The sequence below is a fragment of the Myroides sp. TSA_177.3 genome (genome assembly GCF_052691955.1).
Genome location: NZ_JBQZGD010000037.1, coordinates 1 through 15,025 on the forward strand (window position 1 = coordinate 1; position 15,025 = coordinate 15,025).

The window sequence follows — 15,025 nt, forward strand, 5'->3', positions numbered from 1 at the left end:
AGGTCAAATTAGTTTTCAAGTCTGAAAATAAAAGAACTCGCTACGCTCAAACACCTTTTATTTTTACAGCCTTTTCAAACATTTGACGCTCTTTATTTGACTTACGTTGGGATTAAATTGTCTTTTGTAAAGATGTCTTTTGCTTTTAAGTAAATTGGTTACCTAATATCTGCTAGGTCGCTTTTTTTGTGAAGTTGTAGGTTTATCGATTAAAGACGATTTTCAAAAAAACCTCTCGTAAAAAAGTAACCTATAACTTCACGATTTTACAAAGCACGAATCTCACAAAGCACAAACCTCACAAAGCACAAACCTCACAAAGCACAAACCTCACAAAGCACAAACCTCACAAAAAGCAAATAAAAAAAAACCAATCCTAAAAAGAATTGGTTTTCTATATTTTGATAATCTTCCGTAAGCTGATTACCATCTATTCTCCGCTACTGGACCGCCCCACAGTTGGGTTGCCAAATGTGGATTGTCGATAAATGGATTTCGGTTGCCTTGAACTTCAGGTTTACTTAAATATTCATTGCGTTGTATTTCAATTGCAGAAACAGGATCCTCAGCATTCCATTGCAAGAGTGTGTTTACCATATGAGCATCACGATCATTTTTTTCTCCAACTGCTACGTTGGTTGGTAAACATTGGCTAGGGTAGCGCAGATACATATAGAGCATCATACGGGCTACATCGCCTTTCCATTCATCTCCCGGATACCATCCACCTTGCACATCACCAGCAGTACCAGTTCCTTGTGCAAATTTCTTATTGCCTCGTTGTGCATTCCATTGTACATCCGCAGGTCTGATATGATGAGCATCTTCATTCGCACCTGTGCTTGACTGTTCTAACTTAGGTGTGCCTAAAGAACGCGCATAGGTATGCTCTCTATTCCATTGGTTTTGACGACCTCCGTTTTGGTTCTTTCCTTTTGCGTATGCTTTCTTCCCTTGCAGAACGCCTTGCACTCCATAAAGTAAATACACTTCATTGGCTGCAGGAGTTAAATCCGTTACTTTCAGTACATCCCACAACTCATTATACGTAAGACGATGAATGTGTTGTTTTTCCGTTAATTGACCTAAATCCTCTTGTAAAGCCACACTAGGTTTGGAAAAATCGATTTCCTTATAGTAAGCCTTTAGCGTTTGAGGAATGGTATACGTAACGTCCTGTTTTGTTTCAGAAACAACTGTTTGTGTTGTTTCTGTTGAACTAAAACCTGTGATGGGTTGTGTCTTGTTTTTTGTACATCCACAACCTAGGAGCAATGAAGCAAACAAAACAACGACCAAATGCTTTTTCATACCGTAATCTCCTTCGCTCTTATTTAACTCTTTCTAATAAAGCCATGTAAAACCCATCAAAACCTGTTTGATGTGCCAATACTTTGTGGTCTTTAATGAATTTGAAATTCTGTCCATGTTCAGAAGCTAAGAATTGCTCAATTTGCTTCTCATTTTCAGAAGGCAAGATAGAACAAGTGGCATATACTACATTTCCACCTACTTTAACTATTTTAGAATAGTCTTGTAAGATTTGTTGTTGTACCTTTTTGATTTCCTCAATAAATTCAGGTTGTAATTTCCATTTTGTATCTGGATTACGCTTAATCACCCCTAAACCACTACATGGAGCATCAATCAATACGCGATCTGCTTTTTCGTGTAGTTTTTTAATGGTTTTTGTCCCTTCAATGATGCGGTATTCAATATTAAAAGCACTGTTTCTTTTCGCTCTGATTTTCAATTGTTTTTGCTTGCTTTCATAGATGTCCATGGCAATAATCTGCCCTTTGTTTTCCATTAAAGAAGCCATGTGAAGCGTTTTTCCTCCAGCACCTGCACAAGTATCTACCACGCGCATACCTGGTTCAACCCCTAAGAAAGGAGCTACCAACTGAGAAGAAGCATCTTGTACCTCAAATAATCCTTCTTTGAATGCATCAGTTAAAAATACATTCGCTCTTTCTTTTAAGATTAAGGCATCTGGATATTCTTCTGGTTGTATTGTTTCAATATCTAAATCCATCAAAATAGCATGCAATTTCTTACGTGTTGTTTTTAAAGTATTCACACGTAAAATAACCTGTGCTTGTTGGTTTTGCGCTGTTATTTCTTTAGACCAAAGTTCTTCACCTAATTCTTTTACGCCCAATTCATCCATCCAATCTGGAATCGCTTCTTTGAATTTTCTGATTTTACTTAGTTCATCAAATCTACCTTTAATTCGGCGAATAGGAGCATTTTCAAAATACTTCCAATCCGGCAAGTTGTACCCTCTTAATACAGCCCAAACGGTAAAAATACGCCATGCATCGTCGCGAGTAAATGGTTCTTTTACTTCTGCGATTTCAGTATACAGCCTTTTCCAACGCACAATTTCGTAAATGGTCTCAGCTACGAATTTGCGGTCTGCACTTCCCCAACGCTTGTCTTTTTTCAAGGCTTTTGCAACCACTTTGTCTGCATATTCCCCTTCGTTGAAAATTAGTAAGATAGAGTCAATAACGGTAAAAACTAAGTTTCTGTGTAATCTCATTATATATATAAATAAAATAGCCTACAAATATAGGTCTTTTGTAGGCTAGGTTAAGAAAGTTTTGCTATTTTTTATTCAATAGCTTATTTTTTGTCTTTATACTTTTTAAGTAACTTTCTATTAAAGTCGTCTTCTGCTTTTTTCAACAAGAGTATTTTTTTGTTTGATAAAATTTTCTTGCTATCTAAAATGAACTGGCTTCGAAGGGAACAATAATCCTCTTCAAAAGTAAGTAAAGCTTGCACTTTCTCCGTTGCTTGTTTTTCAGTTAGCCCCTCAATATCTTGGGTTTCATTCGATTTGATATAATGAATAACTTCGGAGTGTCTAAGTTTAGACAGCTTATTGTCGTAGGTATTGTATATCGGCCAAAATTTTTCAGCTTCCTCGCTTGTTAAGTTTAAAACTGAAGACAAGTGGGCTATTTTTAACGATTTTATTTGATCTGATGATTGCTGTGCCTGGCTGAAACTCGAAATGCACAAGAAGATCAATAGCAGTAGAAATCTTTTCATCGTATAATTAGTAATTTAAGTAATAATCTAAGTCAATATTCGTCTGAACATATTCATTAAGCTCTTTTTGATTCACTTGAATCGCTTGTTCCATTTCTTGGAGGTCTTTTTCATCAAAGGCTTGAATAAATTCATTCGACAAAGTATAAGGCGAATTGTATTCGAAGTAGTTTTCTAGGGTTTCATGACTAAGGGTTGAGGTACTTTGTTGTTTCACTAAAAGACCTATACCAACAAGGAGTGCAACTGCAGCTGCCAAAGCAACCAGTATTTTCATTGGTTTGAACTGACGAATGCGCGTATCTTTTTGGTGGAGTTGTACATTCCCGTCTAATCGTTCAAAAAGACGTTGTTCTACTGTATCAAAGTAACCTTCCGGAACGTTGAAACCGTCTTTTCTGTTGTGTTGAGGATTGTGATTCGTTATCATGTTATATGTACTTCTATTACTTAGACTGATTTTTAATACAAAGGTTTAATGCTCCCGCAAAAAAAGTTCTATTTTTTTTGTTGCATGGTGGTAAGAGGCTTTTAAGGCTCCAACAGAGGTGTCTAAAATAGCAGCAATACTGTTGTAATCGAGCTCCTGAAAATAACGCATTTTAAAAACCAATTGTTGTTTTTCTGGGAGGGTAGCGATCGCTTTATGCAATAAAACGGTTGCTTCATCCCCATTGAAAAAAGGATCAGTTTCGATTTGTTCGATTAATTGTTGATTGTATTCATCTAAAGTCACCCGTTGTAAACGACTTTTTTGTTTTAAAAAATCAAGGGCTTGGTTGGTTGCAATGCGATATAACCAAGAAGAAAGTTTACTCTGACCTTTAAAAGAAGCGATATTTTCATAGGCTTTGATAAAGGTTTCTTGCAACACATCATCCGCATCTTCGTGTTGAATCACAATTGAGCGAATATGGTAATACAACATCGTCTTGTTTTGCGCGATAAGGTTGCGAAAAGCATTGTCTTTGGTATCGATATGTTGCAGTTGTTGCACGAATTGTTCTTCTTCCGACGCTGACAAGATGATTAAGTATTTGAATTTGGGGTAAGGTGTAAACGTAAAAATAATAAAAAGAGTCGAGGCGACACCACTATTTCGGATATAATTTACTTGTACTACGCTAAATCTCTCGTTCTGGGCTATTTGGTATAGCGAAAAACCCCTTACCTTTGCACAAAAATAGAACATATGTTACGTACGGTTATTTTTGATATGGACGGGGTGATTGTAGATACAGAACCTGTTCATCGTTATGCCTATTTTCAACATTTTGACGAATTGGGAATTGAAGTTCCAGAAGAGATGTATACTTCTTTTACAGGGTTTTCGACTAAAAACACTTATCAAAAAGTAAAAGAACACTTTCAATTAGAGCAAGAAGTCCCAGATTTGGTTTTGCGCAAACGCGCGTTGTTTAACGAGTCTTTTGATACGAAACCCGATTTAGAGCTTATTGAAGGAGTTCGCGATTTAATTGTACAGCTTCATGCACAGGATATAGAATTGATTTTAGGATCATCTGCATCAAAAAGTACGATTCACCGCGTATTTAATCGTTTTGAATTATTTCCATACTTCACGCATATTGTAAGTGGAGAGGATTTTCCTAAATCAAAACCCGATCCAGCGATTTTCAATCAAGCTGCTTCTTTAGCTAAGATTGCTACAAAAGAACATTGTTTGGTAATTGAAGATAGTACCAATGGAATAAAAGCAGCGAATGCAGCTGGAATAAAAGTACTAGGATATAAAAGTCAACATTCCAAGCAGCAGGATTATAGTACAGCAGATTTTATTATTGAATCTTTCTTGCAAATGGATTCTCATGGATTAGCTCATTTATTTCAATCGAAATAGGTGAAAATAAGGCGAGGTATAAAATTTGATGCATAAGGAGGAAAGGGGCATTCGTTCAATTGATTGAAATAATTGGAATAAAAAACGAAGGATACCGCCAAAGCGTAAACAAACCGAACAAAAGAGGAGAGGTTTGTGAGGAATAATTTTTATACTACGCTTATTTTTTTAATTTTGCATTCTTAATGAAGTTAATTATAGCGTATGTTTCATAGGTATATTAAATTAGGTATCGCAGCACTATTACTAGCAATGGCTGTTTGGCAGTTTTATGAATCGAATATTGGAAATGGAATTTTCTTACTATTCTTAATGGGGCTTGTAATACTATTGTATTTCAAAAATGAGTTCATCCTATTGTCTTTTTTAAAATTGAGAAAACAAGATTTTGAAGGAGCTGAAAGATGGTTGAAAAAAATTAAAAATCCTGAAACAGCTTTAGTGAGAAAGCAAAATGGATATTATAATTACTTAATGGGAATTATGACTTCTCAAACGAATTTGAATGCTTCTGAAAAATACATGAAGAAAGCGATCGAATTAGGTTTAAATATGGATCAAGATTTAGCAATGGCCAAATTACAATTAGCTGGAATCTCGATGACAAAGCGCAGAAAGTTAGAAGCGACGAAGTTATTAGGAGAAGCGCAGAAATTGGATAAACAAGGGATGCTAAAAGATCAGATTAAAATGATGAAAGAGCAAATGAAACGCTTGTAAACAAGGATATAAAAATAAAAGCCACATGTCAACCATGTGGCTTTTGTTTTTTACCGCTAGTTTTACTGCATTCAGGCATAAAATAAATCGCATAAAGTGAGGAATATTTGAAAAGTTTTATATTTTTGATTTCTTAATAAAATATTAATAACATGAAGTTATATCTGTCGGTCATTTTACTTTTCTTAAGTATTGTTCAAATTCAGGCACAATGTTTAGATGAAAATAAGGTAAAAATAGGAGGAAGTTATCAAAGTGATTTGTTTATTGATGCTTGTCCCTATTATAATTACTTTGTCGATGCAGAGAAATCCTCAACAGGGTATCATTATAGTAATAGACCCATCGATTTAGTTCCAGAAGGTTTTGCTACTGTAAAAAAGAATTTAGAAAATCTTTTGGTGACTAAAGTAGGAGCAGATATGGTCAGTAAACTAACGTTTAAAGGAGTTAGTATTAGCGCATACGATAGCATACGCAAGTTTGAATCGAGATATCCGGTAGTGGATATGAGTAAATGTTTGACGAAATATTTCTTTTATTACGATTTTGAACCTGTAAAGGGCGTGAGCTATTGTGTTGGTATTGCATTAAACGATTACCAACAAATTATCTCGCCGTTGCAATTACCCGAAACCCAAGAGAAATTAGCATTAGATTATTCCTTAGATTTGTGTAAAGTATTGCAAATTGCCAAAGAAACAGGAACGAAGTTTGAACCTGTTGATTTTGTGTCTTTTGAGTTTGATCCAGACAAAAAGGAATTTTTCTGGGTGGTACGTCAGCAAATTGTCAAACCTAAAAAAGGATTGAACGAATACAATCAGATATTAATTGAAGCAAGAGACGCTACGCAAGTAGTATCTTATCGAAGAACGGTTTATATAGAATAATGAGTTTTAAATTACAGCATACCAGTTGGAATACGGTTTTACAAAGTGAATTTGAAAAGCCATATTTCAAAGATTTACAAGCCTTTGTGGCTCAAGAAAGAGAAACAAAAACAATTTACCCTCCTCAGGAACAAGTATTCAAGGCTTTGGAGAGTCTTGACTTTTCTGATGTTAAGGTAGTTATATTAGGTCAAGATCCTTATCACGGTGAATTTCAAGCGAATGGTTTGGCTTTTTCAGTGCATAAAGGCGTAAAGTTTCCTCCAAGCTTGAAGAATATATTCAAAGAATTGGAAGAGGATTTAGGGATTAAGAATATCCACAATGGAGATTTGTCAAGCTGGGCTAAACAAGGCGTTTTATTGCTTAATGCGACCTTAACGGTTGAAGCCTCTAAAGCTGGATCTCATCAAAAGAGAGGATGGGAAACGTTTACAGATGCTGTAATTGAACGTGTCGCTACAGAATTGGAACATGTTGTATTTGTTTTATGGGGAAGCTACGCACAAAAGAAAGGCAAGATGATTGACCGATCGAAGCATTTTGTAATAGAAACGGCACACCCTTCACCTTTGTCTGTGTATCGAGGATTTTACGGGAGTAAACCTTTTTCAAAAATAAATGATTATTTAGTTGAAACAGGACAAGAACCAATCAATTGGCAAATATAAAGTATAAAAAAACCGTCTACTCAGTGTAGACGGTTTTTCTTTATATGATTTAAATAGCTTTTGTTTTTTCTCTTAACCAAGAAGCTTCTTCGGCAGATAATAAATCTTTTAAGCTATTGTATACCCATTCGTTGTATTGGTTTAACCAATCAATATGCGTTTGTTCTAACCATTTTGTATCCACTAAATCTGTAGCGATATAACAGATTGTCAACGTTTCAAAATCCATGAAATCTCCAAATTGATTTGAATCTAAATCTTTAGCTAAAACTAAGTTTTCAATTCGAATTCCATGTTTTCCTTCGCGATATAATCCAGGTTCAATGGAGGTAATCATCCCTTTTTCAATAGCAATATCTGTAGGCGTTGGGTTGAATACGTGTGGTCCTTCGTGTACATTCAAGAAAAATCCAACACCATGCCCTGTACCATGCCCATAGTTTCTCAAGGTAGCCCAAATTGGTCTTCTGGTAATGGCATCAATTTGATACCCACGTGTTCCTTTCGGATATATAGCCATAGATCCTTCAATAGTACCTCTTAAAACGATGGTATAATCGTCTTTTTCTTCTTGCGTAGGTGCACCTAAAGCAACAACACGTGTAATATCAGTTGTTCCTGTCTCATATTGCCCTCCCGAATCAACTAATAACAACCCTTCGGTTTTTAAGTCATAACTACTTTGCTCATTAGCAGAATAGTGAGGCAACGCCCCGTGATCTTTATAACCTGCAATGGTATTGAAACTGATGTCTTTAAACCCAGGTTGAGCCGCGCGTAACCCAAGTAGGTGATCCGCAATATTTAATTCGGTCAAGGTGCCACTAGCTACATTTTCTTCAATCCATTTGAAGAATTTAGTCATCGCAACACCATCATTGATCATGGCTTGTCTTTCGTGTGCAATTTCAACGTCATTTTTAATTGCTTTTAGTAAAGTAGAAGGATTCATATCCTCTTTGATGTTTACTGCAGCAGGAACGCTGTCATATGTTGCAAAACACGTGCGTTTAGGATCTAGTAAAATCGTACTTCCAGCAGGAATAGCTGCAATGGTTTGAGGTAAGCTACTGTAATCTGCAATTGCAATACCAAAGTTGCTTAGTTCTTGCTTGGTTGCTGCTTCTAATTTAGTTGCATCAATAAACAAGGTTGCTTTTTCTGCATCAAGGTAAACAAAGCTCAACGTAACAGGATTACAAGGTACATCTGTTCCTCTAATATTTAATAACCAAGCAATATCATCCAAAGAGGAAATGATATGACAAGTGGCTCTTTTTTGTTTGAGTATGGCGCGTACTTTAGCTAATTTATCTGCTGTACTTTGACCTGTTGTAGTCAATGGTAACGTATAGGCTTTCTCTGTAGGTAGCGCAGGTCTATTTTGCCAAATAGGACTTAGTAAATCCACATGACCGTTAATAGTAAAACCAATAGGAGCTAATGTTGATTGAATGGCATTAGCTACAGCTAAAGATGCTAAATTTCCATCAAATGCTACAACACCTGTTTCAAATTGACCGGCAATCCAGTCCACGTATTCTGGCATGTGTTGCACCTTCAATTTTACTAATTCAAAACCACTATTAGCCAATTGTTCATTTGCTTGAACAAAATAACGTGAATCTGTCCATAAACCAGCAAATTGTTGGGTAATCACTAATGTTCCAGCAGAACCTGTGAAACCAGAAGTCCAAGCAATACACTTGTAATATTCGGGTAAGTATTCACTGATATGAGGATCCGATGAAGGGATAATATAGGCGTCTATTTTTTGTTCTTTCATCAAAGAACGAATAGCGTTTAGCTTTTCTATATGTGTCATAATATGCGTAATTTCAGTTAAAGATACGAAATGCAATTTTTATACCTAATATAATTCAGGTGTTTTACTCAGAAAAAAGGGAAATAATCGAGGTTTTTATTGGAAGGACTTGATGTTTGCTGGTTTTTTGCCTCTGTGCTTCCATCGTTTGTGTGTCCAAAAATAGTACGCAGGCGCTTCGTATATTTGTTTTTCAACCTCTTGTAAAAAGCGATTGGTTAATTCATAATTGGGAATTTCTTTTACGTTTTCTCCTTCCTTGCGAAGAGGAATAAATGTGGCTTGGTAATGTCCGCGTTTTACATATTCAACTTTTAGGTACATGGGTTCCATATTGAATTTTTTACACAACGCTTCCCCACCAGTGAATACAGGTACCTCAATCCCCATGAAGTTTTGCCAGTAATTTGCATCTCCAATCATTGGAGATTGATCACTGATAAAGGCATAAATACCGTGGTTTTTGTCCACTTCATTTTGACGAATCACGCGAATGGTTTCTTTCATTTCGATTAAACGAGTATTGAAACGCGTGCGAATTTTTAAAAATAAGTTGTCAAAATGAGGGTTACCTAGTTTTTTATATACCGCATAGCCTTGGAAACTGATGAATTTATCCAAAATAATCAACCATTCCCAATTGGCATAGTGTGCACAAAAAAGCAAGGCGCTTTTGCCTTGTTTTTCCACCTCTAAAATGGTGTCTAAATTGGTGAATTGAAAGCGTTTTTTTAACTCTTCTTCAGATATAGTGAAGGTTTTTATCATCTCTAAAAAGATGTCACATAGGTGTTTATAGAATTGTTTGACTGTTTTATGTACGTCTTGATCTGATAAATGTGGCATCGTTAACTTGATGTTTTCTGTTACTGCTTTGCGGCGGTATCTCACGATGTGGAAGAGCAAAACAAAAAAACAATCTGATACAAAGTAAAAGATTGGAAAAGGTAATTTAGAAATAAGCCATAAGATCGGATAGGCGATATAGTAAATTAATAACTTCATTATTTTGGTTTAATTTACTAGCAAAGATACTCGATTTAGACTATTTTTAGCCCGTAATTTGCGACATAAATTACACCAAGTAACGGATTTTAAATGTTTAAAGATGGATATAGCTCCTATTATTTTAGTTATTTTAATTGCTTCAGGAATTGTCACTTATAAAGGACTACAGGATTATTCTTTTTTTGCGAAGTACAATTTTGATTTAGATTGCATTCGCAAAGGAGAAGTTTATCGCATGATTACGGCCGGTTTTTTACATGTAGATTGGATGCATTTTGCCTTTAATATGTTTACCTTATATATGTTCTCTGGTATTGTAGTGGCTATTAGTGGAAGCTTTTACTTTGTATTGATTTACTTATTGAGTATTATAATAGGAAACATTCTGACTTACCAATTGTATTTCAAACAAAGACAATATTATGCGGTTGGTGCTTCAGGAGGAGTTACTGGTGTGGTGTATGCGTCTATTTTATTGTATCCTGATTTAAAATTGTATTTGTTTTTTATTCCTATAGGGATAAAGGGATACATTTTTGCCTTAGGATATTTGCTGTATAGTCTATATGGTATGAAAAAGAAAAGCGATAATATCGGACATGCAGCCCATTTTGGAGGGGCGATTGGCGGGTTAGTGTTGACGTTAATTCGCTATCCAGAACTGCTTCAACAACAATTATTTTTGATAGGTTTACTATTGATTCCCATTGTTTTACTCCTAATTTTGGCTAAAACCAATAAAATATAGATGTTAAAGGTTTGCTATAAAATGAACAGTAAACCGATTTTTTTGAGTGAGTTCGCTATATTTGTTAGAAACGATTAAGAAAATATACAAGATGAAAAAGAGTATTTTATTAGCAGGTGCTTGTGTAGCTATGGGGTTAACAGCTCAGGCACAAGTTGCTACAACAGGAAATAATATCCCTCAAATTCAAGTACAAGGGGTAGGTAAAATAAAAGCGGTACCTGATCAAGCAGTTATTCGACTAGGTATTGAAAACAAAGGAAAAACTGCAGAAGAGGTTAAAAAAACAAATGATGCAATTGTTTCAGCTGTTTTAAAGTATTTAAAAGATTCTAAAGTTCCTGAAAAGAATATTCAAACGGAACGCGTTAGCTTTTACTCTTATAAGGATTATACAGATAAGAAAGATTATTACCAAGCAAGTCAAACGATTACACTTACTTTAGAAGATCTATCGAAATACGAAGTATTGGTAGCTGGAGTGATGGGAAAAGGAGTAAATCGAATTGATGGAGTAGAATATAAATCTTCTCAATTGGCCTCTTACCAAACAGAAGCTAGAAAATTAGCTGTACAAGAAGCAAAGAAAAAAGCAACAGATTATGCAACAGCTTTGGGGCAAAAGGTTGGAAAAGTATTAGTTGTCACTGACGGTGGAGGTTCTATGCCGCCTGTTTTTAGACCGATGTATGCATTGAAAGGTGCTGCAGCTGACGAATCAATGGATCAAACATTAGCAGTTGGTGAAATTGAAATTAATACATCCGTATCAATTAGTTTTGAATTAGAATAAAAAATAAACGTACTTTTACTGGCGCCAGGTAGTTTTACCTGGCGTTTTTTTTTAATTCTTTACAAGTTGAGGTTAAATAACCAAATAAAAATGGAAGTCGAAAGAGGTTCTTCGCCTCTAAAATTTGGAAAATCAGTAAGCAGGGTGTCTTTTTAAAACCATTTCTGAGCCTTATTGAGCAGAATTTATCCAAAATTATTGTTTTCCTTTACAAAAAGAGATACAGATTATTTAAAATATTGGGTATGTGCTTTTTAGTTACAATATGTCATATTTAGTCTTTTTTACTTATGAAATACAGATAAACCCTCAATAAGAGAAATTATTAGAATCAAATATGGTGAATCGTGTGTCTTTAGAATAATTTTAAACTGTTTGGTTTGTAGTTTAATTGTTAATTTATATTTAATCATTATTGTTTTTTAAGGTTTAAAGGTATTTTGTAGTAAAAGTATCAGCTATATTCCATTTATTTTATGTAATGTTTAAATTTGCTTAATTGCACTTGAAGGGAAGATTACTGCTACATTATCTATGAAATAATACAGCTATTCTTATTTCGTATCAATGAGCGTATGTTTTATTCTCAATACTAAGAATTTTTATTTTTCCAATATCGATGTATCGTTGTTTCGAATGTTTTTGGAATGGCAATTCGCGATTTATTCAATGTGATTGATACCCTTTTTAAAGTTTTTAATGAAGCTTAAGCCAAGTTTTTATTTGATAATTAAAAGTTTTTTGTTAATAAAAAGCTAAAAATAAAACCGACTTTATTGTTTTTATATTGTTTGTTTTTAAGTTATTACATCTTTTTGACAACATAATATTAACATTATTTTTATTAAAAACTAAAATTGCGATTTTTCTGGCAAGATAATTGATTTTTAGAGAACAGAAGAAGATGTAGAATTAAGAAAAAGAAAGAAAGTTATGTTACAAGCAAACGAAGTAATTAAAAGATTGAAACAACTACTTGGATACAAGAATGATCTAGAGTTAGCTAACTTATTGGGAATTAAACCCAATACTTTATCCTCGTGGAAGGTTCGTGAAACCATGCGTTATGATAAAATTATCGCCATCTGCAAGAAACATAAAATTGATTTGAATGATTTATTTTTGGCTCACCCCAATTCAGTTTTAAATGTTGATTTAGAAAATAGACGTGTAAAAATGATCTCTGTTGATCACCATATAGAATATTTTTTAAATGCAGAAAAGTGCTGTGGTACTTCACCTACCTGTGTTTTTCCAACGGAAGAAGAAATAGATATGGCTTTTCAGGTTGGAGTAGAAAACATGTATCCTACCATAAAAGTTAGTTCTTATGTGTTGACTAAACAGATTGATTTAAGCGAAATTAAACCATGGCACATCTATTTGTTAGTAGTGGAAGGAAAAGGAATTTTATGTTATCGTTTTAAGCGCTATACACCGGAAGGAGAATTGTTTTTCATTAGTGATAATCCTGCGTTTGATTCCTTTTTAGTGGAACCTAAAGACATTCGAGAAATATTTTGCATTCGCGGAGCATTTTTACCGAATATTAAAAATTTATCAGACTATTAATAATAGTTCTCAAATTGACAAGAAAGTCTCTACTTAGTATTCATACAAAATATAGACTTTAATGTAAATAATATAGGGTAAAGTTGATCTAATATGTTCATCTTACTATGTGATACTTTACCCCATTTTATCGGCTTATTTCCTACATAGTTCGATAGTTAATTGCGAATAAGACTCAACCGTATTTTACATCTTTCTTCATAATAAGAGTCAAGTAGTTAGGAATATTTTTCTTGACTTGGATACTACAGCTATTTCATATAATTAATTGAAAGAAGAGATGTGTTGCTCTTTTGGTAAAATAGAGTACCGCCTGACGTTTTTTTTGTGTTTTTCGTATTTATTCTTTGAAAAGTGAAAAAAACAAGAAACGAATTATTTAATTTTTTTTCGTTGTAAAGAAATACTCATTTCGAGATTGTTTTTATTATCAAACCTGCTAATGGTAAGGGTTATTCAATACAATGGAATTTAATCGACATGAAAGATGACTGTATGCGAATAATTAACATAAATAGGAATATGATTAAAATTTAATTTTAATATAATTTTATAGATTAAAATCTATTTATTTTGGTTTTTAATGGTTGTTTTGGTAAAAATTATCAATTATTATTAAAAATAACATAATGGTTGTAGCTTTGTAAAACAAGATTTTATGAGTTGTATAACACAAAAAAAATTGAATATGATAAGAAGATTAATACCGTTAGTAGCACTTATATTAAGTAGTTCAGCGATGGCTCAAGTTGGTATAGGTACTAAAAAAGCAGCTAGCTCTGCCCAATTAGATGTTGTTGCTTTAAAAAAAGGGGTTTTACTCCCTAGAGTAGAATTGAAGACTACTACTGCATTTGATCCTATTGAAGGAGAGAGAGTTGAAAGTTTATTAGTTTATCATACTGGGAATACTGAGTTAGTTGCAGGATTCTACTATTGGAAATCGAATGCTTGGACTCCACTACTTTCTGGTGATACATTTATAGATCGAAAAAACTATTCTTTTGCAATTTCAGGAAACCCTGCAAAAAATGGTGAAGAATCTTTAGTAGTTACAGATAGCGAAAATCATAGTGTATATCTCGCAGTTGCTGAAATTGCTAACAATACTACATTCGTTACGAACTTGGTAGAGAACCAAGAGTTTGTAACTAAGTTAGGTGATAATATTGATTTCATCAACCATATTACTAATAACAATGAGTTCATTGAGAATATTATCAACGAATTAAAAGGAACATACGGAAACGTAAATTATAACTCTACGACTAATACATTCGTATTCTATGATGAGCATGGTAACGAACATGAAATTGATTGGTCTAGATTAAACACAACCAACGTTAGTTTTACTTTGGTGAATGATCGTTTGGTTGTGACAGATTCAGAAGGAAATGCTGTTTCTGTAGCTGTGGAAGAAATTGCAAACAACACTACGTTTGTAACCAACTTAACAGAGAACCAAGAGTTCATCACTAAACTAGGAGATAACGTTGAGTTCATTAATCATATTACCAATAATAACGAATTTATTGAGAACATTATCAAGGAATTAAAAGGCGAATATGGAAACGTAACGTATAATTCTACAAACAATACATTCGTATACTATGATGAGAATGGAGATGAACATCCAATTGATTGGGCTTCATTAAATACAACCAACGTTAGTTTTGAATTAGTTAATGATCAATTGGTTGTTACGGATTCAGATAACAATGCGGTTCGTTTGGATGTTTCAGAAATTGCAAACAACACTACGTTTGTAACTAACTTAACAGAGAACCAAGAATTCATCACTAAACTAGGAGACAACGTTGAGTTCATTAATCATATTACCAATAATAACGAATTTATTGAGAACATTATCAAGG

14 protein-coding genes and 1 pseudogene are annotated in these 15,025 nt (G+C 34.0%); 8 read left to right on the top strand and 7 right to left on the bottom strand.

The window, feature by feature from the left end; all coding sequences use genetic code 11:
• Window positions 1-423: 423 nt before the first annotated feature.
• The 5 genes from ACUTSE_RS17585 to ACUTSE_RS17605 form a co-directional block, all read right to left on the bottom strand.
• A complete protein-coding gene (locus ACUTSE_RS17585; RefSeq protein WP_445641194.1) occupies window positions 424-1,311 on the bottom strand; it encodes an endonuclease I family protein in 888 nt (295 codons plus the stop codon).
• A 19-nt stretch (window positions 1,312-1,330) separates the two neighbouring features.
• On the bottom strand, window positions 1,331-2,545 hold the full coding sequence (locus tag ACUTSE_RS17590; protein WP_445641195.1) for an RsmB/NOP family class I SAM-dependent RNA methyltransferase: 1,215 nt from the start codon (window positions 2,543-2,545) through the stop codon (window positions 1,331-1,333).
• 83 nt (window positions 2,546-2,628) lie between these two features.
• Complete coding sequence (locus ACUTSE_RS17595) at window positions 2,629-3,060, bottom strand: hypothetical protein (RefSeq protein ID WP_002986017.1); 432 nt, start codon at window positions 3,058-3,060, stop codon at window positions 2,629-2,631.
• A 7-nt stretch (window positions 3,061-3,067) separates the two neighbouring features.
• On the bottom strand, window positions 3,068-3,490 hold the full coding sequence (locus tag ACUTSE_RS17600; protein ID WP_445641196.1) for a hypothetical protein: 423 nt from the start codon (window positions 3,488-3,490) through the stop codon (window positions 3,068-3,070).
• A gap of 45 nt (window positions 3,491-3,535) precedes the next feature.
• Entirely contained in the window at window positions 3,536-4,084 is a 549-nt protein-coding gene (locus tag ACUTSE_RS17605) for an RNA polymerase sigma factor (protein WP_445641197.1), read from the bottom strand.
• 168 nt (window positions 4,085-4,252) lie between these two features.
• Between ACUTSE_RS17605 and ACUTSE_RS17610 the strand changes: the two genes are divergently transcribed.
• From ACUTSE_RS17610 to ung, 4 genes are all read left to right on the top strand, one after another.
• Entirely contained in the window at window positions 4,253-4,921 is a 669-nt protein-coding gene (locus tag ACUTSE_RS17610; RefSeq protein ID WP_445641198.1) for an HAD family hydrolase, read from the top strand.
• A gap of 204 nt (window positions 4,922-5,125) precedes the next feature.
• On the top strand, window positions 5,126-5,641 hold the full coding sequence (locus ACUTSE_RS17615) for a hypothetical protein (RefSeq protein WP_002986010.1): 516 nt from the start codon (window positions 5,126-5,128) through the stop codon (window positions 5,639-5,641).
• Window positions 5,642-5,793: 152 nt separating this feature from the next.
• Window positions 5,794-6,534: a hypothetical protein gene (locus ACUTSE_RS17620; RefSeq protein ID WP_445641199.1), complete on the top strand. Its 741-nt coding sequence runs from the start codon at window positions 5,794-5,796 to the stop codon at window positions 6,532-6,534.
• Window positions 6,534-7,205 (top strand): uracil-DNA glycosylase, encoded by a 672-nt coding sequence (ung, locus tag ACUTSE_RS17625; RefSeq protein ID WP_445641200.1) that lies wholly within the window; start codon window positions 6,534-6,536, stop codon window positions 7,203-7,205. The genes ACUTSE_RS17620 and ung overlap by 1 nt, the downstream gene beginning before the upstream one ends.
• A gap of 49 nt (window positions 7,206-7,254) precedes the next feature.
• Here ung and ACUTSE_RS17630 read toward each other — a convergent pair whose 3' ends face one another.
• On the bottom strand, window positions 7,255-9,030 hold the full coding sequence (locus tag ACUTSE_RS17630; RefSeq protein WP_445641201.1) for an aminopeptidase P family protein: 1,776 nt from the start codon (window positions 9,028-9,030) through the stop codon (window positions 7,255-7,257).
• Window positions 9,031-9,126: 96 nt separating this feature from the next.
• The gene (locus ACUTSE_RS17635) at window positions 9,127-10,035 is read right to left on the bottom strand and encodes a lysophospholipid acyltransferase family protein (protein WP_445641202.1); all 909 of its coding nucleotides are present in this window, start codon (window positions 10,033-10,035) and stop codon (window positions 9,127-9,129) included.
• Between the two features lie 103 nt (window positions 10,036-10,138).
• Here ACUTSE_RS17635 and ACUTSE_RS17640 point away from each other — a divergent pair, with 103 nt between their 5' ends.
• From ACUTSE_RS17640 to ACUTSE_RS17655, 4 genes and pseudogenes are all read left to right on the top strand, one after another.
• A complete protein-coding gene (locus ACUTSE_RS17640; RefSeq protein ID WP_445641203.1) occupies window positions 10,139-10,786 on the top strand; it encodes a rhomboid family intramembrane serine protease in 648 nt (215 codons plus the stop codon).
• Between the two features lie 91 nt (window positions 10,787-10,877).
• On the top strand, window positions 10,878-11,579 hold the full coding sequence (locus ACUTSE_RS17645; RefSeq protein ID WP_445641204.1) for an SIMPL domain-containing protein: 702 nt from the start codon (window positions 10,878-10,880) through the stop codon (window positions 11,577-11,579).
• Window positions 11,580-12,512: 933 nt separating this feature from the next.
• Entirely contained in the window at window positions 12,513-13,151 is a 639-nt protein-coding gene (locus tag ACUTSE_RS17650; RefSeq protein WP_445641205.1) for a LexA family transcriptional regulator, read from the top strand.
• A gap of 688 nt (window positions 13,152-13,839) precedes the next feature.
• Window positions 13,840-15,025, top strand: a pseudogene (locus tag ACUTSE_RS17655) (hypothetical protein); the annotation flags it as partial.

Coding starts and splice junctions, on each gene's coding strand:
- ACUTSE_RS17630 (WP_445641201.1), bottom strand. CDS start 9,030: ATGACACATATAGAAAAGCTAAACGCTATTCGTTCTTTGATGAAAGAA.
- ACUTSE_RS17590 (WP_445641195.1), bottom strand. CDS start 2,545: ATGAGATTACACAGAAACTTAGTTTTTACCGTTATTGACTCTATCTTA.
- ACUTSE_RS17600 (WP_445641196.1), bottom strand. CDS start 3,490: ATGATAACGAATCACAATCCTCAACACAACAGAAAAGACGGTTTCAAC.
- ung (WP_445641200.1), top strand. CDS start 6,534: ATGAGTTTTAAATTACAGCATACCAGTTGGAATACGGTTTTACAAAGT.
- ACUTSE_RS17620 (WP_445641199.1), top strand. CDS start 5,794: ATGAAGTTATATCTGTCGGTCATTTTACTTTTCTTAAGTATTGTTCAA.
- ACUTSE_RS17610 (WP_445641198.1), top strand. CDS start 4,253: ATGTTACGTACGGTTATTTTTGATATGGACGGGGTGATTGTAGATACA.
- ACUTSE_RS17595 (WP_002986017.1), bottom strand. CDS start 3,060: ATGAAAAGATTTCTACTGCTATTGATCTTCTTGTGCATTTCGAGTTTC.
- ACUTSE_RS17585 (WP_445641194.1), bottom strand. CDS start 1,311: ATGAAAAAGCATTTGGTCGTTGTTTTGTTTGCTTCATTGCTCCTAGGT.
- ACUTSE_RS17640 (WP_445641203.1), top strand. CDS start 10,139: ATGGATATAGCTCCTATTATTTTAGTTATTTTAATTGCTTCAGGAATT.
- ACUTSE_RS17635 (WP_445641202.1), bottom strand. CDS start 10,035: ATGAAGTTATTAATTTACTATATCGCCTATCCGATCTTATGGCTTATT.
- ACUTSE_RS17650 (WP_445641205.1), top strand. CDS start 12,513: ATGTTACAAGCAAACGAAGTAATTAAAAGATTGAAACAACTACTTGGA.
- ACUTSE_RS17645 (WP_445641204.1), top strand. CDS start 10,878: ATGAAAAAGAGTATTTTATTAGCAGGTGCTTGTGTAGCTATGGGGTTA.
- ACUTSE_RS17615 (WP_002986010.1), top strand. CDS start 5,126: ATGTTTCATAGGTATATTAAATTAGGTATCGCAGCACTATTACTAGCA.